Source organism: Marinococcus salis, from assembly GCF_054971365.1.
In genome coordinates, this window is record NZ_JBQOJB010000009.1 from 20,858 (window position 1) to 41,595 (window position 20,738).

Below are 20,738 nucleotides of genomic sequence, written 5' to 3' on the forward strand. Positions count from 1 at the left end.
AATCAGCTGCGCGGGCTGTTCCTCCAATTTAAACAAACACTCTGCGCTTTTCTTTTCGTCCAGCTTCGGGTGTTACCATCCGGGTCCATTCGCATTTTCAACTCGTTTGCGACTTCGTCTCAAGCCGATTGAAAACGGCGAGTCGTCCCCGGTGGTGAACAAACACTCTGCGCTTTTCTTGCTGTCCAGTTTCAAGACGCAGTCGCTTCTTCCGTTGTCTTCCTCTGCCTTCCCTACCTTTCGGCAGTTCCAGGCAGAGAACTGACAGCCAGAGAAGACTCCTATCGGCGCCTTTCCACTTTTCTTTAGTGTAGCATGAACTTCTGTGGTTCCGAAACACAATGTTGGCGCTGCCGCTTTTTTACACAGAGTTGCCCTGATTTTCAAATCCTTGGCCCAGCACCTCTGAAGCATTGCTTACAACTACGAATGCTTCGGGGTCCTGCAGCTGAATCACGCGCTTCAGCCGGGTGACTTCCCCCCGGTTAACGACGCACATCAGTACGGGGCGTGAATCGTCGGTAAAGCCTCCCCGTCCTTCGAGCTTGGTCACCCCGCGATCCACTTCTTTTAAAATAGACTTGCGAACCGTTTCTTCATGCTTCGTAATCACAAACGCTACCTTCGCATAGCCCAGCCCGGTCTGCACGACATCAATGGTTCTTCCCGTAACAAATAACGAAATAAGGGCGTATAGCGCGAACTCCAGGCCAAAAATGAATGCCGAGCCCGTAACAATCAGTCCATCCATAATAAAGACCGAGGTACCGAGCGTCCCCCCGGCGTATTTATGAATGATTTGAGCTAAAAGATCTGTGCCTCCGGTCGAAGCGCTGGCTCGAAAAACCAGTCCGAGCCCAAAGCCTACTCCGATTCCGCCAAATAACGCGCCAAGCAGCGGGTCATCAATTCCAATGTCCCAGTTCCTGGTGAAATAAACAATAAACGGCAAAAAAAGCGTTCCGATGATCGTTTTCGCACCGTACTGAAGTCCCCCAAGAAGCAGGAGACCAAGGATGAAGAGGAGGACATTGGTGATACCGATTGTTACCGCCGGCTCTACATTCAGTGCGGCCTCCAGCAGGGTCGCCAAACCGCTTACTCCTCCAGATGCAATCGAGTTCGGCAGTAAAAAAGCGTTATATGAAACAGCTACTACAGCCGTTCCAGTAAAGATCTGGAACCCGTTGACCCATTTCAATGCTGTTTTTGACATTGGTTTTCTTCTTCGGTTTGCCACTTTAGTTCCTCCTTTTAGTTTGACGTAAAAAGAGCCTGCGCGAACGCAGGCTGCTGATTTTGCCTTCTGTTATACTTTCATGCTCGCCCGCAGGTATTCATCGATAAACGGATCCAGGTTGCCGTCCATCACTGACTGCGTGTTGCCCATTTCGACATTGGTCCGATGGTCTTTTACCATGTTGTACGGATGAAACACGTAGGAACGAATCTGGCTTCCCCAGCCAATTTCTTTCTGTTCCCCGCGGATTTCATCCATTTCCTGCTGACGTTCTTCGATTTGGCGCTGATACAGCTTTGCCCGCAGCATTTTCATCGCTTGGTCCCGGTTTTTCAGCTGGGACCGTTCGTTTTGGCACGTGACGATGATATTTGTCGGCAGGTGGGTAATCCGCACTGCGGAATCCGTGGTGTTTACGTGCTGACCGCCGGCCCCGCTCGCCCGGTACGTATCGATTCTTAAATCCTCCGTCCGCACTTCCACCTCTACGGAGTCTTCCATTTCCGGCATAACTTCGCAGGAGACAAAGGAGGTATGCCGGCGCCCTGAAGAGTCAAACGGCGAAATCCGCACGAGCCGGTGCACGCCCTTTTCTGCTTTCAGAAAGCCGTAGGCGTTGTAGCCCTTGATCATCATGGTGACGCTTTTCAGGCCGGCTTCGTCCCCCGGAAGATAATCCAGGGTTTCCACCGTATAGTTTTTCTTTTCTGCCCAGCGGGTGTACATCCGAAGCAGCATGGACGCCCAGTCCTGGGATTCGGTACCGCCCGCACCGGGATGGAGCTCCAGGATCGCGTTATTTTTATCGTACGGCTCGCTGAGAAGCATTTGCAGTTCAAAATCGTTAATGTCTTTTTTCAACTGCCTTGTGCCTGATTCGAGCTCTTCTTTTAAATCTTCATCGTCTTCTTCCTTCACAAGCTCGTAGGATACTTCCAGGTTCTCATGCTGCTCTTCAAGACGACGGTAACCTTCAGTAATATCCTTTAATGCATTGTTTTCATCAATAACTTTCTTAGAAGCATCCTGGTCGTCCCAGAAGCCGGGGTGGGTCATCTTTTCTTCGAGTTCGCTGATGCGCTCTTCCTTTACTTCGAAGTCAAAGAGACCCCCTAAAGTCCGCTAATCGCTTAGCCATATTTTCAAGTTCGTTTCGAATTTCTGCCATATCCATGTAAGAAATCTCCTTTCTGAATGTAGGTGGCAAGGAAAAAACCCGAAGCTGAGCACTTCGGGGATTCATGCTGCCGTTTCTCGTATACTGCTACCGTTTGTTCGGCACCGGCATTTTCCGGTTCCCGTTTGCCGGCGCTGTTTTCTTCTTATTTTTCGGCTGTTCTTGTTCTGCTTCCTGCTCGTCCTGCCGCACTGCTTTTCCTTTAGCAACTTCCTGGCGCTGCAGATTCTCTTCGTTCACTTCTGATTTGATTACGTACGTGGCTACTTCTTCTTCAATCGAGGCGATCATGTCTTCAAACATGTTAAAGCCTTCGAATTTGTATTCCCGAAGCGGGTCATTCTGGCCGTAGGCCCGCAGGTGGATGCCCTGGCGAAGCTGGTCCATCTGATCAATATGGTTCATCCACTTCCGGTCGACCGAACGGAGAAGCAGCACCTTTTCGAATTCCCGCATGGATTCTTCGTCAAATTCCTGTTCTTTTGCTTCATAGTTGCCTTTTGCTGTTTCCCATACTTTTTCAACGACTTCTTCCTGTTCGAGGCCTTTCACATCCTGCTCGGTCAAGTCGCCCTCGTTCAGTACGGTCGTATTCAGATAATGAAGCATGCCTTCAAGGTCCCAGTCCTCCGGCACCTGTTCCACCGGCGTATAAGCCGCAACGATATTTTTCACCGTAGATTCCAGCATACGGAGCACAATGCCTCTCAGATTGTCAGACTCAAGCACTTCCATCCGCTGGGCATAAATAATATCACGCTGTTCACGCATAACGTCGTCGTACTGCAGGATCTGTTTCCGGGAGTCATAGTTGGCTCCTTCCACCCGCTTTTGTGACTGTTCCACTGCACGGGTGACGAGCTTGCTTTCGATCGGCTGGTCTTCATCCATGCCCAGGCGTTCCATCATGCCGCGCATGTTATCAGAGCCAAACCGGCGCATCAGCTCGTCTTCCATTGACAGGTAAAACTGGGAAGCCCCCGGGTCTCCCTGGCGCCCGGAACGGCCGCGGAGCTGGTTGTCGATCCGGCGGCTTTCGTGCCGCTCGGTGCCAATGACAAACAGTCCACCAAGATCAGCGACGCCGTCCCCGAGCTTGATGTCAGTCCCACGCCCGGCCATGTTGGTCGCAATGGTGACGGCTCCCCGCTGACCGGCATTTTCAATAATTTTCGCTTCATTTTCGTGATTTTTTGCATTCAGGATGTTATGAGGCACGTTCTTCTTTTTCAGATAGCGTGAGATCAGCTCTGACGTATCCACGTTTACCGTACCGACAAGCACGGGCTGGCCGGTTTCGTACAGTTCAGCGATCTTTTCCGCTGCCGCCCGGTATTTTGCTTCCCGGGTCTTAAAGATCAAATCGGATTTATCTTCACGGACCACAGGCTTATTGGTCGGAATTGAAATAACATCCGTGCCGTAAATATTGCGGAATTCCTCTTCTTCCGTTTTCGCTGTCCCGGTCATGCCGACGAGCTTTTGATACATGCGGAAGTAGTTCTGGAACGTAATTGATGCGAGCGTCATGCTTTCTTTCTGTACCCGCATGCCTTCCTTCGCCTCAATGGCCTGGTGGAGACCTTCACTGTACCGGCGGCCGGCCATCAGACGTCCGGTAAACTGGTCCACAATAACAACCTTACCGTCCTGGACCACGTAATCCTCGTCACGGTGCATCGTCACATGGGCCTTCAGCCCCTGGTTAATATGGTGCAGCAGCTGCACGTGCTGCTGGTCGTACAGATTTTCGATTTGAAAAGCTTTTTCTGCCCGCGTGACGCCTTCGTCGGTCAAAAGCACTGTTTTAGTTTTTTCATCGATCGTATAATCCCGCTCTTCCTTCAGCCGGCTCACAAACACATTCGCCGCAGCGTACAGTTTGGTCGACTGCTCCACCGAGCCTGAAATGATCAGCGGTGTTCTCGCTTCGTCGATCAAAATCGAGTCAACTTCATCCACGAGCGCAAAATGCAGCGGCCGCTGCACCATTTGTTCCTTATACAGCACCATATTGTCCCGCAGGTAGTCAAAGCCGAACTCGTTGTTTGTCCCATACGTAATGTCAGCCAGGTAAGCATCCCGTTTTGCTTCTTTACTCATGTCTTTTAAATTCAGGCCGACGGTCAACCCGAGGAACCGGTACAGCTCCCCTAACGTTTCACTGTCACGCTTGGCCAGGTAGTCGTTGACCGTAACAACGTGCACGCCTTTGCCGGTGATTGCGTTTAAATAAACCGGCATGGTGGCAACGAGGGTCTTTCCTTCCCCCGTCTTCATTTCAGCAATATCGCCATCGTTTAATACGATAGCGCCCATCAGCTGTACGCGGAAAGGGGTCATGCCGAGCACTCGTGTCGACGCTTCTGCCACCACAGCGTATGCTTCCGGAAGCAGCTGTTCCAGCTTTTCGCCCTTTTGGTAGCGCTCTTTAAACTCTTCTGTTTTACGGACAAGGTCCTCATCGCTCAAAACCTGGACATCTTCATAAAAAGCTTCTATTTTTTCGGCTTTTTTCTCCAGTTTTTTTACATATTTCTGGTTTGTATCTCCAATGACTTTCTTCAATAAACCTCTCATGGTTTAATCATCGTCCTCTCTTTCGTACCATCTAGCCGAAATACGATTGACGCGCATAATTTTTGATTGTTAAGGAGTGCGTAAAGCTTAATTTATCTGTTTTTTCATATATAAATGAATCGTTGTATTTCTAAGCATCATCGTACATTTTAACAGTATTCCGCTATTGTTACAACGAGAACCCGTGCTCGCGGTAAAACCAAAACAAGCCCTGCGCTTTTCAGCACAGGACTTGTAAATGCATATATTTATTCTTCCGGTTCAATTAAGCCGTAGCGTCCGTCGCGACGTCTGTACACGACTGAGGTATCACCGCTGACAGAATTAGCAAAAACAAAGAAGTTATGGCCGAGCATATCCATTTGCAGGATTGCTTCTTCGGTATCCATCGGTTTTAGGTTAAACCGTTTAGTCCGGACGATTTCAAGACCGTCGTCCTCTTCTGTTACTTCATCAGTCAAAGGAGCTTCTTTTACGCCGCCATTGGCAATTTCATCGTTTAATTCTTCAATGTTGGTTTTAAACACTTTCGAGGTTTTGCCGTTTTGCCGGAACTTGCGGTTGACTTTCGTTTTATATTTTCGAATCTGCCGTTCGAGCTTATCCGTCGCAAGATCGATCGCCGCATACATATCCGTATGCGTTTCTTCTGCACGGAGGAGCAGCTGCGGCATAGGGATAGTCACTTCTAAAATCTTCTCGCTGTTTTGAACTTCCATATTCACATGGACGTCCGCCACAGGGGTCGTATCAAAATAACGTTCAAGCTTACTTACTTTCTTTTCTACGTAACCTCGAAGAGCTGGAGTCACCTCTAAGTTTTCCCCGCGAATGTTAAAGTTCATCAAGTGAACCCCTCCTTATCGTTATGTGTCTACTTTCTATATTCCTGTTGCGAAATCCTTTTCAAACAACAAAATTTTTTAGAAAGTGAAAAGAATGTGGCTTAACAATAGGGTCTCAGGACTTATGAAACAGATAAAACCCTTTTAAATGTCACCGGTAACTTAATCTGGTACTTATTATAAAAAAAGCTGTACCGGAACGCTCCGGCACAGCTCATTTTCCTATTATAGTCCTATCGAAATATATTTGGTTTCGAGAAATGGCATGATGCCCTGACGGCCGCCTTCGCGTCCAACACCGCTCTGCTTCCAGCCCCCGAATGGTGCCTGGGCAGCGGACGGGCCGCCGTCGTTCCAGCCGACAATCCCGTACTCGAGTCCTTCGGCCACTTTCATGCCCCGGGACATGTTTTCGGTAAAGAAATACGAAGCAAGCCCGAATGGCGTCGTGTTCGCCAGCTTGACGCCCTCTTCATCACTGGTGATTTTCTGCACCGGCGCCACCGGCCCGAATGTTTCTTCATGCATGATGATCATATCATGGTTAACGTCACGGAGCACGGTTGGCTCAAAGTAGTAGCCGCCGTCTTTTTCATAGCCGTTGCCGCCCGTGACGACTTTCGCACCTTTATCGACGGCGTCCTGAACGTGGCGCTCAACTTTATCATACGCATCCTTATCAATCAGCGGGCCGACCTTTACATTTTCGTCCATGCCGTCGCCGACTTTCAGGTCTTTGCAGGCATCTGCAAATTTTTCCACAAATTCTTCGTATACCTTTTCATCAGCATACACCCGGTTGACGCAGATGCATGTCTGGCCGGAGGCACGGAATTTCGAAGCCACGACGCCATTTACCGCTTTGCCAATGTCCGCATCATCAAGCACAAGGGCCGGCGCATGGCCGCCGAGTTCGAGCGACAGCTTTTTAATATCCTGAGCACCCTGCTCCATCAAATTGCTTCCGACTTCGGTAGAGCCGGTAAAGGTGACTTTTCGTACTTTTTCGTTCGACATTAATTCATTGCCGATCGCTGACGAGCTTTGGCCGGTCACCAGGTTAATCACGCCTTTGGGCACGCCCGCCTCTTCACAGATTTCCACGAAGCGAACGGCGGACAGCGGCGTATTTTTCGCCGGCTTCAGCACGATCGTGCAGCCTGCAGCCAGGGCCGGTCCTACTTTACGGGTGATCATCGCCTGCGGGAAATTCCACGGCGTAATCGCACCGACAACGCCGACGGGCTGGTGAATCACCATTAGCCGCTTGTTTTCCGAGCCGGAGGGAATTGTTTCGCCATAAACCCGTTTGGCTTCGTCCGCGTACCATTCAATAAAGGAAGCCGCATAGGCCACCTCTCCTTTAGCCTCTGCAAGAGGTTTCCCCATTTCCCTAGTCAGCAGTTCACCGAGTTCATCCTGGCGCTCCATCATCAGGCCGTGAATCTTGCGGAGAATGTCTGCGCGTTCGTACGCGGTCGTTTTCGACCAGGAATCAAACGCTTCGTGCGCAGCATTGATCGCTTCCTTCGTTTCTGCTTCTCCTGCGTTGGCGGTCTCACCGACTACTTCCCCATTCGCCGGATTGATAACGTCCAAGGTTCCTTCGTCTGCCTCTTTCCATTCACCGTTAATATATATTTTTCCAAACATACAATCATTACTCCCTTTCATGCGTGAATGTGCATCGTTCATTCTATACCCGCAAATTCCATTTATTATTCTGCTCATTCCTAAATCGTCTGCTTCCTATTTTAGAATAGGACATGTGAAAGCACTCCTATTTTAAAATAAAGCCTAAAGAGGCAGATCCCCTTGTATTCCGGGGAGTCAGAACATATGATAGTACTAGGCAGCAGCGCTTCGGCTGCTCTCTTCTACATATTTCCCCTCATACCTCTGACAGCAGCAACCTCCCACACTGTTCTGTCCGTCCGGGCTCCGCTCCCCTTGTCTAAGCGGCCGTGCCGGACACCAGAATCCCGGTTTCCGCCGGGGTTCTTTCTTATGGTCTCTTACTGCTGAAGGAGCTTTCTTCTTCCTTTTGATAGACCGGTTTTTGTACCGCGTACAGCACTGCCCCCATTAAAATCCATCCACCTAAAATAATCCATTCATACGGCCAGATAAGCGCTGCCGGCATACCCGGAAAGTACAGAAGCACAAATCCTGTACTCAAAATCACCGCCAGCCATCCTACAATTTTATACGGACCAATGCGAAACGGACGTTCAAGCGCAGGTTCTGTTTTGCGCAACCGAAGAAAGGCCATAGAAACGAGTAAATATCCACCGACAATTCCAATCCCTCCGGCATCAACAATCCATACGAGCGCCGGCCGGCCGAGCAGTGGCGCTATAAACGCCAGAGCACCAAGGAAAAGAATACTGTTGGACGGGGTGCCGTATTTTGGATGTTTTTTGCCAAACCAGGCTGGCACCATTTTCCGGTCCGCCATTTTACCGAGCACACGGCTCCCGCCGATAATAAAAGCATTCCAGCTTGTAATAATGCCGGCAACGCCCCCAAGCACGAGGATCGTTCCAAACACCTGACTGCCCAGAAGGTTCACCATTGCGTCCGCTGTAGCTAAGGAAGAGCCTGCCAATTCCTCCGGCCCAAGCCCGAGAGTCACACCAAAAGCAATCAGCAGGTAAAAAATAACGGCGGTTACGATAGAAATAATCAGAATCCTGCCAATGCTTTTTCCTGGTGCTTTGATTTCAGAAGCTACCTGTGGAATAACGTCAAAGCCGACAAAAAGAAACGGCACCATGACAAGTACAGCAAACACTCCAGCAGACCCATCCTGAAAAAACGGCTGCACGTTGCCGTAATCACCGTTAAATACAGCGCCTCCCAGAAGCAGGACGCCCGTACCAACAATAACGAGTGTAAAGATGGACTGGAAAAATGACGCCGGCTTGATTCCGAAGTAGTTAAGCGCCGTCATGGCTACTGCGCCTCCAGAGCCAATAAGCACCCACGTCGCATAAACCTCCCAGCCGTTCAGCGTCCATAAATAGCCGGCATGGTCCTGCGGCAGTATATAGTCGATAACCGTCGGCAGCGCCACTGCTTCAAACGTGACCACTGACACATAACCAAGCAGAATTCCCCATGCAGCCACAAAGGCTGCACTCCGGCCAAATGCACGTTCTACGAAGACCAGGCCTCCTCCGGACTCCGGAATTGCCGAGGCGAGTTCAGCGTAGGTAAGTCCAATCAGGGCCACAAGAATACCGCCGATAAGAAAAGCTGCTGTAGTACCGAGAGAACCCGCTTCCATGATCCATGTACCGGAGAGCACCACCCACCCCCAGCCAAGCATAGCGCCAAGGGCGAGAAACAGGACATCCTTTTGATTCAATACTTTCTGATTCATATTACCTCTCCTTCTATCTCCTTCAACACAAATTCAAGCTTTTCCACCCCTTTGGAAAGCTCTTCTTCTGTGATGACAATCGGGGCCAGAAAACGAATTACATTTCCATGCACACCGGCGGATAAAAGCAGCAGGCCATGTTCATTTGCTTTCTTCGTCACCCGGGCGGTTTTTTCAGGGTCCGGAGTGAGACCGTCTGCCTTCACAATTTCAAATGCGGCCATCGCGCCCAGGCGGCGAGTGCCCCGGATCCAGCTGTAAGACTTTTCCCATTCACCCGCGTATTGCTCCCACTTCGCGCCGAGCCATTCTGCCCGCTCGTTCAGCCTTTCGGATTCAATTATGTTGATCACGGCAAGTGCGGCCTCGCATGCCACTGGATTTCCACAGTAAGTTCCGCCGATTTCCCCAGGCCCGGCGGCGTCCATCACTTCTGCTTTTCCAATGACTCCGCTGAGCGGAAAACCGGCAGCAAGCGACTTGGAAACAGTGATCAGATCGGGCTCAACCCCGAAATGCTCGATGGCAAACCATTTCCCAGTACGCGCAAACCCTGCCTGAATCTCATCTGAAACAAACAGAATCCCGTGATCGCGGCACAGCTCCGCTACATAGCGCACAAACGATGCCGGCGGAACGATAAATCCTCCTTCTCCCTGTACGGGCTCCATCACAATGCAGGCCAGTTCATCAGGAGCTACTTCTGTTTTCAAAAAAAGATCCAGCTCTTCGATGACGTGCTGCTCGTATTCGCGTTCTGTCATCGAAGCCGGGCGGCGGAACATATATGGATACGGTGCATGATACACCTCCGGGCTGAACGGCCCGAACTTGTGCTTATAAGGCTTTACCTTTGCTGTCATTGCCATGGTCATATTTGTGCGTCCGTGAAAACCGCGTTCGAATGTGAGCACTCCTGACCGCCCAGTTGCCTTCCGGGCGATTTTCACCGCATTTTCCACGGCTTCCGCCCCGCTGTTAAACAATGCTGTTTTCTTCGCCTCTGCCCCCGGAGCAAGGTTGCTCAGGCGAGCCGCCAGTTCAATATACGAGTCGTACATTATTACATTAAACCCAGGGTGCGTGATCTTGTCCATCTGTTTTTTGGCCGCTTCCACAACTTTTGGATGCGAATGTCCCACGTTCATTGTGCCGATGGCACCAGCGAAATCAATGAACTCCGCTCCGTTTTCATCAATGATTGTTGCCCCCTGCCCGCTGGCTGCAATTGAGCGGTTTCCGTTCCCGATACTTTTTGGTACGTATTGATCTCTTTTTTCCTGCCATGTCTGATGCAGTGCTTTCATCGAAACGAAGCCTCCTAATTGTTTTTATTTTTCGCAATTGTATAATTATTTTGGTATCATGAGTAGAACCAGTTACGAAAAATAAATGGTACCAGCCGGAGCGTGACATTACATTGTTTTATATCCCTATTTCCCGCCATGACAAAGTTTCACCTATTTATAAGCAAATATATCAATGGTTTCAGCAGGAAATTTTATCGGGAAGATTATCTGCCAATACGCAGCTTCCTTCTAAGCGTTCGCTTGCAGAGACCCTTTCCGTAAGCCAGAACAGCGTGCTTTCTGCTTATATGCAGCTGCATGCCGAGGGTTACATTTATACAGCAGAGCGAAAAGGCTATTTTGTAGAACGCCTGGAGCCCCTTTCCCTCGGCGCCCCTTCTCTGCCAGCGTCGAATGAACCTGCGCCGCCAAGTGCACGGGATTATACGTATTCTTTTTCCCATATGAGTGTCGATGCGTTCCGCTTTCCATTCAAGCAATGGCGAAAAGCTGAGCAGGCAGCCGCCGATGCCTCTCTTGACTCCTGGTGTGACATCGACCCGCCCGCTGGAGCGGAGCGCCTCCGAACAGCTATCAGCTATTCTGTCCGGCAGATGAGAGGAGTGGAATGCCGTCCGGAGCAGATCATTATCGGGGCCAGTACCCAGGCGCTGCTGCAGCTGCTTGTGCATCTTCTTGGTCCTGATCGTTCCTACGCCCTCGAAGACCCTGGATACCAGCGGATCCGGCTGTTGCTTGAAAAAAGCGGGCAGCGCACCGAACTCCTGCCTGTCGATCGCCACGGGCTTCAGACTAAAGCGCTGCAGAATACAGCATCCGACACCGTCATTGTCACTCCTTCCCATCAGATGCCGCTCGGTTCCATCATGCCGGTTTCCCGCCGGATTCAATTGCTGAACTGGTGCTATGAAAAGGCGGATCGCTATATTATTGAAGATGATTACGATTCAGAATTCCGCTATGAAGGAGACATGATCCCGGCTCTGCAAAGCCTTGATAAGCAGGACCGCGTCGTCTACATGGGCACCTATTCCAAATCTCTTCTCCCGGGCCTTAGGATCAGCTACATGGTTCTGCCCCCGGCACTCGCAGCGGCTTTTCAGGAGGAGGGCACGCACTTGATTCAAACAGCGTCTTCACTTCACCAGCAGACCCTTGCCCATTTTATTGAAACCGGCGAATACCGGAAGCATGTTCGGCGTATGAGCCGCCATTACGGAGAGATCCGGGAGCTTTTGATTCATGAAATTCATCAGGTGTTCGGCAGCCACGCCCCCATTCAAGGCGAAAAGTCGGGCCTTCACTTTCTTCTGCATGTGCAGACGAAGGACTCTTTGGCGTCTATTTTAGGCCGGGCCGCCGCGGGCAAGCTCGAACTGTATGGCATTGACCGGTTTATGAAATACCCGGATCAGGCTCCGCCAACGCTTGTGATCGGGTTTGCCCGGCTTGAAAAGGCATCTTTGCCTGAAGCTGTCCGGGCACTATACCGTGCCTGCTTTCCCTCTCTGGAAGGCAGTGGAAGATTAACGTGAACGAGGTCTTATTCTTTTTTATGTAAAAGTGTGGTATTCTTAGGGAATATGTAAAATGAATTTTAGATGGAGGTCGGAGATTCCATGAGGAAGTCATTTGGCGTACTTCTTGTTTCTTTAAGTCTCGTCCTTCCGATAGGATGTTCATCCATTAACAATGAACCAGATACGCCGGAAAACCAAGCTTCAGAGGAGGAACCGGCTTCTGACGAGGTTCTTTCTGAAAGTATTGACTATATGCAGGAATTAAATCGTTATTCTATTAATATAAATATGGCCCAGACGATCGGCCCCGGCCAGGAGGATCCGGTTACTAACGAACTTACCTCTAACGTGGAGGTAGGGACGGAGCCGTTTGCCTATCATGAAACTTCGACACTGCGGACGACCGAACAGGAGCCGAAGGAAATTGAACGCTACCTGACAGCCGAGGGCTTTTTCACATACGATTCTGCAGAAGAAGAATGGATCAAATATCCAGACGAATTCACCGGGGATCTGAGCGCTTCGAGCCAATCTATCGGGGAGCCGGCAGCTGTACTCGAGCTAATTGAAGCATATGCTTCAGATTTTCAGCTGGAGGAACAGGAATCGGAATATATCATTGAGGCGCGCGGCAATTCTGATCAAATGCGGGAACTAGTTAAAAGTACGGTCGGGTTTACCAATGACGACTTTGACAGCTTGATTGATGATATGCTGTTCACTGGAAACCTGGAAGATACAGTCTATACCATCACTATTGATAAAGACTCAATGCAGACGAAAAGCATCCAGGCAGATTTTAAAATTACCATGAATAACTCTCAGAGCCCGCAGACTTCTTCATCCACTCAGTCTCTTACCTTCACCTATGATGAAGTGAACAATGAACAGACGATCAGCGCTCCGTCCAACGTCGTCGCTACAGCGGAAGAGCTGAATTTTGAAAATCTGCGGGAATGGGAGGAAGGCGAACGGTTCAGCCAAATTGAAGGCCAGAGCATTGCCGAGCTTATGTATCCCGACCGCCAGCCGGCGAATTGGATGATCGAGCACGGTTCTTTGCCGACGCTTGAACAGAAGCTCGGCCTGCCGCCTCTTTCTGAGCAGGGCAGTGATGAATAATAAACAGGCAGAGAGGCTTATCTCTGCCTGTTTATTTACGCGCAAGCGCTGTTACCCGCAGCTTCCAGCGCTCAAGCACCGGCATATACACCGAAGCGACGTAGCGCATTTTTTCTTCACTGCTCATTGTTTCTGCCTCGATCAAGCTCCGTACTTCTTCGGTCGCCTGCTCAAAGGCTTCGAGATCCTGCCTCCACTCCTCTTCCTGCCCGAACAAATAGGCCATCGTCACTGTCTGCGAGGAAAAAAGCGAGGATTCTCTGGTCGTGCTATCCAGCAGGCGATCACCGTTGTCTTCGAACCCTTCCCGGTAAAACCCTGTCACCTGTACCATGCTTTCCTGTACCATCTGCAGCCAGTCACTGTACTGCTGAAGAAATGTTGCTTCTGCCCGGCGAAGATGCTCACTCATCATTATCTGCCCCTTTTCATCCTTTACCGTGGTTATAACATAATCAGCCCTCAATACATATAAAAAACCTTCAGGCCCAGGCCCAAAGGTTTTATGTATTAGTTTTTGCTGTCGAAAAAATAGGCCGATGCCGTCGCACCACTTTGCTCATACTTCCCCATATGACGGCGTTTCTGGCGCGATCCCTGCAGCTCTTCCTGGATGACCTGCTTCCAGCTGGCAAGACGGCCATCAATATAACGATTCATTTTAATCGTTTCTTCCCCAAGCTGCCGCTCGGCCTCCGTCCATTTCTCCACAGGCGGCAGGCCTTTCAGCTGCTGGTCCCGCGCCTGCAGGAAAAGGTCCACGCTTTCGATGTACTCATCCCTCGGCTGTTCATTAACTGGCATAGGCTGCGCCACTTTCTCGTACAGCTCCCGGGTCGTGACATAAAGTTTACGAACAACGCTCATTACGCCCGGCCACCTTCGCGGAAACGGAGCTCCCGGTCTTTTTGCATTGCCTGCTTCCACGTATCGCGAAACTCTTCCACAAGGCCGTAAATCTCCTGCAGAACCTTTGTATCATTGCTCACATTCGCCTCAATTAACCGTCGGTACATGTAATCATACATCTGCATCATGCTATTGCCAATCTCACTATCCGTTTTCAGCGTAATCATCAGTTCCCCGATAATGTTCTGCGCCCGGATCATCAGCTTGTTTTTCTCTTCCACTTTTCCCTCGTTCATCGCCTTCTCCGCTTTTTGGAGAAATTTCAAGCAGCCGTTGTATAAAAGAAGCGTAAGCTCTCCCGGCGAAGCGGTCTGCATTGCCTGCTGCTGATAAGGGTTGGCTTTAACTGACGCCGGTCTCGGGGCAGAGACTGCCTGTTTTGAAGAAAATGTTTTCTTCGGCTTTTCTTTTTCGGGAGAAGCCGTCTGCTTCATTGCCTGCTGGTACATCGCCTGTGCCTGGTTAAAACTCATATATTTTCTTCCTCCTCAAGAAGGTTCTACTCTTACTGGCCATTGTTCATAAACTGCATCAAGTAGTTAGACTGCGAGTTCGCCCGGCTCATCGCCTGCTCCATCGCCGTAAACTGGCGGTAATACCGGTTTTCCACCGACACCATCCGGTCCTCAAACTGGGCGATGCGATCTTCGATGTTTTCCATATTGCGTCCGAGCGTAAACTGGTGCGGAAGCAGCTTGCCTTTGTATCCCCCTGCCCGTTCAGCAAGCGCGGTCACCCCGTTGTCGAGCGTTTCTCTCATCCGGCGGGCGAGACCCTGGGTTTCTGTTGTGGAGCCGCTCGCGGCAAACAGCTGGTAAACTCCTTCACTGTCGTCTTCAATCGCCTGGCGCAGCTTGGCTTCGTCGATTTCGAGCTTGCCGTTATCCGTGTAGCTTGAGCTTGTCGTAATGCCGATCGAATAGAGCGTATTATAGGCTGAATCGGTGCCGTTTACCTGCTCATATAAAAGCGAACGCATATTGTTCATGACGTTCGATATGGAGCTGTCGCTGCGGAGCAGGCCGCTCCGGGCTTTTTCCTCCCACAGCTCAATTTCCTTTTCGCTCATTTCTTCTTTTTGTTCATCGCTGAGCGGCTTAAAATCCCGGTTTACTTTTTCATTCAGCTTGCCGTTTACATCTTCGATAATTTTATTATATTCTTCGATGAAGCCTTTAACTGTATCCATAACACCGTCAGTGTTCGTATCGGAGCCAAGCGTTACCGCCCCGTCCGTTTCAGCAAACGTTTCTTTAAGCGTAATGCTCATCCCGTTGACCTCGAACGTATTTTTGGGCCGCTCGGTTTCGAGCCCGTTCATCGTAAACACAGCATTTTGTTCGCCCTGGCGGGACTCACCTTCTACGTTGTTCAGGCCCAGGGTGTTGTTAAGAAATCCCCCTGAAAAAAGCATTTCATCGCCGTTTTTGTTAAAATCGCCTGTCTCCGACCGGGTGAGCGCCACTTTGCCGGAATGTTCGTCATAAAACGCACTAACGCCCGCCCCGGAAGAGCTGATCGTGCTCATAATATTGTTCATCGACTGCGCACTTGTGAACGTGAATTTATTTTTCTGCTCCTTACCGTCTTTATCAAAGGTGGTAATCGTATTGGTAGAATACTGCTGGGTGAATGTCGCTTCAATCGTTCCGGTTACCGCTTCGCCGAGCGTGACTCTGCCGGTTTTCGTATCCACATAGGCTTCCCCGGTCTTAAGCTCCTGCTCCGGATCCGTGACAATCGTCAGTGTGGCGCCTCCGTTTACGCTGATATCCAGCGTCTCTGGGTCAATCGCCCCTTTGCCGAGCGAAAAGGAAGAAGTCGCGGTAGCTGCGTCAATTGTTTTGGTTTCATTGGTCGCGGCATACTGGACGCTGATGCTTTTGCCGCTCGTCACCGCCGAACTAAACTCCAAATCAATCTGGTCGCTGTTAAAGCTGGCCCGTACCTGACCAGGCTCGAGCGGATCCGTGCCGGTTACTACCTCGTACTGCTTGCCGCTCACCTTCACGATCATATCGTCCGAATTTTGTTTAAGCTTGCTGCCTTCCACACTGTAGGACGTGCTGCCGTCGGCGTTGATTGTTTTGCTTTGAATCACGCCTTTGCTCCATTGCGGTTCTTTCCCGGTCGCAAATGTCTGGCTGCCGATAGCCTCCGAAGCGGAAAAACCGGGACCGGTCGCCCGTTCAGAGCTGCTCTGCGACGCTGATTTGGCCAGCTGCTTGACTTCGCTGATGGAATAAGTGGCGTTGCCGGCACTGGCTGAAGCCGTGGCGCTCACCCGGCTTTCATTGGTGGAGGTGGCCGAGCGGGCTGTCATCGAGGACTTCTTCATAATCGAATCAAAAATCGTATTCCGGAAATCAAAAAACTGTTTGTTGACTTCCTGGTACATTTCCGTCTGCCACTCGAGCGTCTGCTTCTTTTGATTCAGCTTGTTGATCGGCTGGCGCTCCGCACGCATTAAATCTTTAACTACCTGGTCAATATCCATTCCTGAAGCAAACCCGGATACTCGCATGAATGATAGGCTCCCTTCTGCCGTTTTCTTCGTTATTGTTACTATCGGAAATAACGAAAGCCAGTTGAAGCATTTAACGCAGTTTTTCTAAAATATGAAAAAAGACCCGGATTACCTCCGGGCCTCTGGGACATTGCTATTCACTTTTTTCAACGGCATGGCCGCCAAACCCTTTACGGAGAGCTGCAACCACCTTGCCGTTAAAGGTATCGGTTTCCTGCGAACGATAGCGCATCATAAGCGAGAGCGCAATGACCGGGGTCGTTGCCTCGTATTCAAGCGCAGACTCTACGCTCCACTTGCCTTCGCCGGAGGAATGCATCACGCCGCGGATATCATCGAGCCTGGCATCACCGCGGAAGGCTTCTTCCATCAGTTCCATCAGCCAGCCGCGGATGACCGAGCCGTTGTTCCAGACGCGGGCCACCTGCTCGTAGTCGTAGTCAAACGGCCCTTTTTCAAGCAGTTCAAACCCTTCGCCCATCGCGGCCATCATGCCGTATTCGATGCCGTTATGCACCATTTTCAGATAGTGGGCGCTGCCGCCTTCCCCGGTGTAGTGATAACCGTTCTCCACCGACAGGTCCTGCATGAGCGGCTCCAATACCGGAAAAATGTCCTTGCGTCCGCCGATCATCAGGCAGGCGCCGTTTCTGGCACCGGAAATGCCGCCGCTTGTACCAACATCAAAGAAGTGGACTCCTCTTGCTTCAAGCGCTTCATAATGAGCAAGCGTCCGCTTATAGTGAGAGTTGCCGGCGTCGATTAAAATGTCTCCTTCATCGAGGTACGAGGCCGTTTCGGTAAGCACCTGATCCGTGGCATCCCCCGCCGGCACCATCACCCAGATGATACGCGGCTTTGGAAGCTGGTCCACCAGATCCTGCACCGAAGAGGCCGTGCCGCCTCCGTCGTTTTGAAAACTGCTGCGAAATTCTTCGGACAGATCGTAGGCAACAACGTCATGATTTTTATCAAGCATCTGCAGACCGATATTGTACCCCATTTTACCTAATCCAATAATTCCTGCTTTCATGTTCTCCACTCCCTTTTTCTATTTATACGAAGATACTTAAAATCAGTGCTACACCAAAACCAACAAAACCGATAATTGTTTCCATGACGGTCCATGTCTGCAGCGTTTGTTTTTCGTTCAGGCCAAAGTACCTGCTGACTAGCCAGAACCCGGAGTCGTTCACGTGGGAGAAGGCTGTCGCACCGGAAGCAATTGTAATAACGAGCAGTCCGAGCATCGGCTCGCTGACGTTGTATGTTTCAAGCAGCGGCGCTACAAGGCCGGCGGCTGTTACCATCGCAACAGTTGCAGAACCCTGGGCTACACGGACAAGTACAGCTGTTATAAAGGCAAAGACAAGAATCGGCATGTTTGCATTCTCCATCGCATTTGCAAGCACGTCGCCGACACCGGACTGGATCAGCATTTCACCGAACACGCCACCGGCACCGGTAACAAGAATAATAATCCCGGCAGGCTCGAGGGCTTTCGTCGTAATCTGCTGCACTTCTTCTTTCGAATAACCCCGGCGGATACCGAATACATAAAAGGTTAAAAGTGCCGCCACGGTCAGGGCGAAGAACGGATCCCCGATAAAGGACAGTATTTCATACGCTGTGCTTTCTTCTGATAGGAAAACTCCGGATCCCGTGTTAAGCAAAATCAGCACAAGAGGAAGCAGGATGATAGCAAGAACGCTGCGGAAGCTCGGCAGCTCGCGGTCGTACTCCACGTTTCTCATCTGTTCCATCATGTATTCCGGAACGCCGATGTCGATTTTTTTCGCCATGTATTTCCCGAACATCGGGCCGGCAATCGCTACTGCCGGAAGACCGGCAAGTGCGCCAAACAGAATAACCCAGCCGAGGTCAGCGCCGATAATTGAAGCAACCGAAATCGGTCCCGGCGTTGGCGGAATAAAGCTGTGCGTAACGGCAAGACCGGCTACGAGCGGAATACCGTAGTACACGAGCGATTTTTTCGTTTTACGGACAAGGCTGTACACAATTGGAATTAAGATAACAAGGGCAACGTCCAAAAAGACGGGAATAGATACGATAAAGCCTGTAAGCGCAAGAGCCCAGCTGACGTTCTTTTCTCCAAATTTATCAACGAGCGTCAGTGCCAGACGTTCGGCGCCGCCGGAGACACGAAGCATTTCCCCAAACATGGCCCCAAGACCGATAACGACGGCAATAAATCCGAGAGTGCCGCCCATTCCTTCTTCAATGGTTGTTATAATTTCGCCCGGCGGCATGCCAACAGCAATCCCGACGAGGAAACTAACGACGAGCAAAGCGATAAAGGCCTGAAGCTTCGTCCTCATAACTAAAAATAACAGTGCAACAATTGCTAAAACGGCTACAATAATGAGCCACGGTGCTGAAGTCGTCATAGTATTTCTCCTTTTTCAGTAGAAAGTGTGCGTTTGCCCTCTGCGTGTGCACGCTGCACGTCGGCAATCGCGGAAAATTCAGATTGAAGATTGCGTGCAAGCCGCAGAAAGATCGGCTTTAAATCCCGGTACGCCGTCACATTGTCCATGATCGGAGACTGCCGTGTTTCAATCGGAATAAGCTCGTGAATCGTGTCCAGGCTTTCTTTCTGACCGGTTGCCGTCATGGCGAGCCAGGCAGCGCCGAAGCAGGCGCTCTGATGGCTGTCCGGAACGACAATGTCGCTTTCGAATATGTCTGCCATCATCTGCTTCCACAGCTCCGAGCGGGCGAACCCGCCGTTGGCACGGAATTCCTTAATGTTGATACCGGCCTCAATCAGGGCTACGACGACGGCGTACATTTGCATCATGACGCCTTCCATGACGCTCCGGACCATCTGTTCACGCCCGTGATGAAGCGTCAGTCCGAAGAACACGCCCTTGGTGTCGCTGTTCCAGAACGGAGCTCGTTCGCCGGTCATATACGGGAGAAACAGCAGGCCGTCGGAGCCGGGCATCACGCTTTCTGCCATTTCCGTCAGTACGTCGTACGGGTCTGTACCGTTTTTCCGGCACTGTTCCTTTAGATCCGGCATAATTTTATCCCGCATCCAGCGCAGCGCAATACCGCCGTTGTTAATTGGGCCGCCGATCACCCACAGCTCATCGGTGAGCGCATAGCAGAAGATCCGCCCCTTCGGATCCGTATACGGCCGGTCGATGACCGTACGTATCGCTCCACTTGTACCAATCGAACACGCAACCACACCTTCCTCGAGCGCCCCGGACCCGACGTTTGCAAGCACACCATCGCTTGCCCCGATTACGACTGTGGTCGTTTCCTGCAAATGCAGACGCTTGCAGACGTCTTTGTTCAAGTCGCTGCGATGATACGTCGTGCTTACCGGTATGGATAAATGGTTTTCCGTAATACCGGCAAGCGCCAGCGCTCTGTCATCCCACTGCTTTTTATGGATATTGAAAAGGCCCGAGGCAGAAGCGATAGAGTAATCAACGATGTATTCCCCGAACCATTTATAGAACAGAAATTCCTTCACCGAAATCCACTTTGCTGCCTTTGCAGCGATTTCTTCCCGGTATTTCTGAAACCACATAATCTTGGTGAGCGGTGCCATGGGGTGGATCGGCGTCCCCGTACGTTCAAAAATATCCTGCCCGTTTTCGGCCTTTACTTTTTCGGTTTCATGTACTGACCGCTGATCGGCCCAGGTAAGCGCCTGCGTCAGCGGCTCGCCGCTGTCGTCCACTGCAAGAATACTATGCATCGCAGCGCTGAAGCCGATCGTTCCAATATGCTTTCCTTCTTTAGCAACGTCTTCGATGACGTTTTTCAGCGTCTGTTCAACGGCACGCAAAATTTCGTAAGGATCCTGCTCCTTCCAGGCCGGGTCCGGAGAATAAATTGGATATTCAAGCTCCCGTTCCGCCCAGATTTTTCCCTCCGTATCATAAGCCAGCGTTTTCGTACTCGTTGTACCTATATCCACACCGGCTGTAAGTGATTCAGCCATAACATCTACTCCCTCGCTTTCGGTAACGCTTTCAGATAATGAAAATATTTTTCTCAACTCGTTATTATACGTGAAATAAAATTCTATGCAAGCGTTTTAAGAAAATTTTTTTCATGATTTATTATAGAAAATTGAAATTTA

At 50.6% G+C, this 20,738-nt stretch carries 15 protein-coding genes and 1 pseudogene; 2 read left to right on the forward strand and 14 right to left on the reverse strand.

Going from position 1 to position 20,738, the window contains the following annotated elements:
• Positions 1 to 361 precede the first annotated feature (361 nt).
• The 7 genes from ACTTK6_RS09540 to gabT all read right to left on the reverse strand — a co-directional run bounded on the left by ACTTK6_RS09540 (position 362) and on the right by gabT (position 10,534).
• Positions 362 to 1,240 carry a YitT family protein gene (locus ACTTK6_RS09540; protein WP_371862270.1) on the reverse strand — a complete coding sequence of 293 codons (879 nt, stop codon included), beginning with the start codon at positions 1,238 to 1,240 and terminating at the stop codon, positions 362 to 364.
• Positions 1,241 to 1,309: 69 nt separating this feature from the next.
• Positions 1,310 to 2,414 (reverse strand): peptide chain release factor 2 gene (gene prfB, locus ACTTK6_RS09545; RefSeq protein WP_143745413.1). Its coding sequence is split into 2 segments (ribosomal slippage): positions 1,310 to 2,341 and positions 2,343 to 2,414, totalling 1,104 coding nucleotides; the frame shifts between segments, so codons are not numbered across the junction.
• A 90-nt stretch (positions 2,415 to 2,504) separates the two neighbouring features.
• Positions 2,505 to 4,997, reverse strand: coding sequence for a preprotein translocase subunit SecA (secA, locus tag ACTTK6_RS09550; RefSeq protein WP_462833276.1), 2,493 nt, complete (start codon positions 4,995 to 4,997; stop codon positions 2,505 to 2,507).
• A 248-nt stretch (positions 4,998 to 5,245) separates the two neighbouring features.
• The gene (hpf, locus tag ACTTK6_RS09555; protein ID WP_462833327.1) at positions 5,246 to 5,842 is read right to left on the reverse strand and encodes a ribosome hibernation-promoting factor, HPF/YfiA family; all 597 of its coding nucleotides are present in this window, start codon (positions 5,840 to 5,842) and stop codon (positions 5,246 to 5,248) included.
• Positions 5,843 to 6,067: 225 nt separating this feature from the next.
• Positions 6,068 to 7,495, reverse strand: coding sequence for an NAD-dependent succinate-semialdehyde dehydrogenase (locus ACTTK6_RS09560; RefSeq protein ID WP_094908602.1), 1,428 nt, complete (start codon positions 7,493 to 7,495; stop codon positions 6,068 to 6,070).
• Between the two features lie 352 nt (positions 7,496 to 7,847).
• Positions 7,848 to 9,227, reverse strand: a complete 1,380-nt coding sequence (locus tag ACTTK6_RS09565; RefSeq protein WP_094908603.1) for an APC family permease — start codon at positions 9,225 to 9,227, stop codon at positions 7,848 to 7,850.
• Positions 9,224 to 10,534: a 4-aminobutyrate--2-oxoglutarate transaminase gene (gene gabT / locus ACTTK6_RS09570; RefSeq protein WP_462833277.1), complete on the reverse strand. Its 1,311-nt coding sequence runs from the start codon at positions 10,532 to 10,534 to the stop codon at positions 9,224 to 9,226. The genes ACTTK6_RS09565 and gabT overlap by 4 nt, the downstream gene beginning before the upstream one ends.
• 113 nt (positions 10,535 to 10,647) lie before the next feature.
• Here gabT and pdxR point away from each other — a divergent pair, with 113 nt between their 5' ends.
• The gene (pdxR, locus tag ACTTK6_RS09575; RefSeq protein ID WP_462833278.1) at positions 10,648 to 12,072 is read left to right on the forward strand and encodes a MocR-like pyridoxine biosynthesis transcription factor PdxR; all 1,425 of its coding nucleotides are present in this window, start codon (positions 10,648 to 10,650) and stop codon (positions 12,070 to 12,072) included.
• An 84-nt stretch (positions 12,073 to 12,156) separates the two neighbouring features.
• Positions 12,157 to 13,179, forward strand: a complete 1,023-nt coding sequence (locus ACTTK6_RS09580) for a DUF6612 family protein (protein WP_462833279.1) — start codon at positions 12,157 to 12,159, stop codon at positions 13,177 to 13,179.
• Positions 13,180 to 13,210: 31 nt separating this feature from the next.
• Here ACTTK6_RS09580 and ACTTK6_RS09585 read toward each other — a convergent pair whose 3' ends face one another.
• The 7 genes and pseudogenes from ACTTK6_RS09585 to ACTTK6_RS09615 all read right to left on the reverse strand — a co-directional run bounded on the left by ACTTK6_RS09585 (position 13,211) and on the right by ACTTK6_RS09615 (position 20,597).
• A complete protein-coding gene (locus tag ACTTK6_RS09585) occupies positions 13,211 to 13,591 on the reverse strand; it encodes a hypothetical protein (protein WP_462833280.1) in 381 nt (126 codons plus the stop codon).
• A gap of 98 nt (positions 13,592 to 13,689) precedes the next feature.
• The gene (locus tag ACTTK6_RS09590; protein ID WP_079475467.1) at positions 13,690 to 14,046 is read right to left on the reverse strand and encodes a hypothetical protein; all 357 of its coding nucleotides are present in this window, start codon (positions 14,044 to 14,046) and stop codon (positions 13,690 to 13,692) included.
• A pseudogene (fliS, locus tag ACTTK6_RS09595) lies at positions 14,046 to 14,420 on the reverse strand (flagellar export chaperone FliS); the annotation flags it as partial. The pseudogene fliS and the gene ACTTK6_RS09590, both read right to left, overlap by 1 nt.
• Positions 14,421 to 14,593: 173 nt before the next feature.
• Positions 14,594 to 16,612, reverse strand: a complete 2,019-nt coding sequence (gene fliD, locus ACTTK6_RS09600; protein ID WP_462833281.1) for a flagellar filament capping protein FliD — start codon at positions 16,610 to 16,612, stop codon at positions 14,594 to 14,596.
• Between the two features lie 136 nt (positions 16,613 to 16,748).
• Complete coding sequence (gene gnd / locus ACTTK6_RS09605) at positions 16,749 to 17,648, reverse strand: phosphogluconate dehydrogenase (NAD(+)-dependent, decarboxylating) (protein ID WP_079475465.1); 900 nt, start codon at positions 17,646 to 17,648, stop codon at positions 16,749 to 16,751.
• 22 nt (positions 17,649 to 17,670) lie between these two features.
• Complete coding sequence (locus tag ACTTK6_RS09610) at positions 17,671 to 19,023, reverse strand: GntP family permease (RefSeq protein WP_079475464.1); 1,353 nt, start codon at positions 19,021 to 19,023, stop codon at positions 17,671 to 17,673.
• On the reverse strand, positions 19,020 to 20,597 hold the full coding sequence (locus ACTTK6_RS09615; RefSeq protein WP_079475463.1) for a gluconokinase: 1,578 nt from the start codon (positions 20,595 to 20,597) through the stop codon (positions 19,020 to 19,022). Before ACTTK6_RS09615 ends, ACTTK6_RS09610 begins: the two co-directional genes overlap by 4 nt.
• Positions 20,598 to 20,738: the final 141 nt, after the last annotated feature.

Excerpts from the sequence above, each read along its gene's own strand:
- ACTTK6_RS09615 (WP_079475463.1), bottom strand. The coding sequence starts at position 20,597 with ATGGCTGAATCACTTACAGCCGGTGTGGATATAGGTACAACGAGTACG.
- hpf (WP_462833327.1), bottom strand. The coding sequence starts at position 5,842 with ATGAACTTTAACATTCGCGGGGAAAACTTAGAGGTGACTCCAGCTCTT.
- ACTTK6_RS09585 (WP_462833280.1), bottom strand. The coding sequence starts at position 13,591 with ATGAGTGAGCATCTTCGCCGGGCAGAAGCAACATTTCTTCAGCAGTAC.
- gnd (WP_079475465.1), bottom strand. The coding sequence starts at position 17,648 with ATGAAAGCAGGAATTATTGGATTAGGTAAAATGGGGTACAATATCGGT.
- ACTTK6_RS09560 (WP_094908602.1), bottom strand. The coding sequence starts at position 7,495 with ATGTTTGGAAAAATATATATTAACGGTGAATGGAAAGAGGCAGACGAA.
- ACTTK6_RS09580 (WP_462833279.1), top strand. The coding sequence starts at position 12,157 with ATGAGGAAGTCATTTGGCGTACTTCTTGTTTCTTTAAGTCTCGTCCTT.
- gabT (WP_462833277.1), bottom strand. The coding sequence starts at position 10,534 with ATGAAAGCACTGCATCAGACATGGCAGGAAAAAAGAGATCAATACGTA.
- ACTTK6_RS09565 (WP_094908603.1), bottom strand. The coding sequence starts at position 9,227 with ATGAATCAGAAAGTATTGAATCAAAAGGATGTCCTGTTTCTCGCCCTT.
- fliD (WP_462833281.1), bottom strand. The coding sequence starts at position 16,612 with ATGCGAGTATCCGGGTTTGCTTCAGGAATGGATATTGACCAGGTAGTT.
- ACTTK6_RS09610 (WP_079475464.1), bottom strand. The coding sequence starts at position 19,023 with ATGACGACTTCAGCACCGTGGCTCATTATTGTAGCCGTTTTAGCAATT.
- secA (WP_462833276.1), bottom strand. The coding sequence starts at position 4,997 with ATGAGAGGTTTATTGAAGAAAGTCATTGGAGATACAAACCAGAAATAT.
- ACTTK6_RS09590 (WP_079475467.1), bottom strand. The coding sequence starts at position 14,046 with ATGAGCGTTGTTCGTAAACTTTATGTCACGACCCGGGAGCTGTACGAG.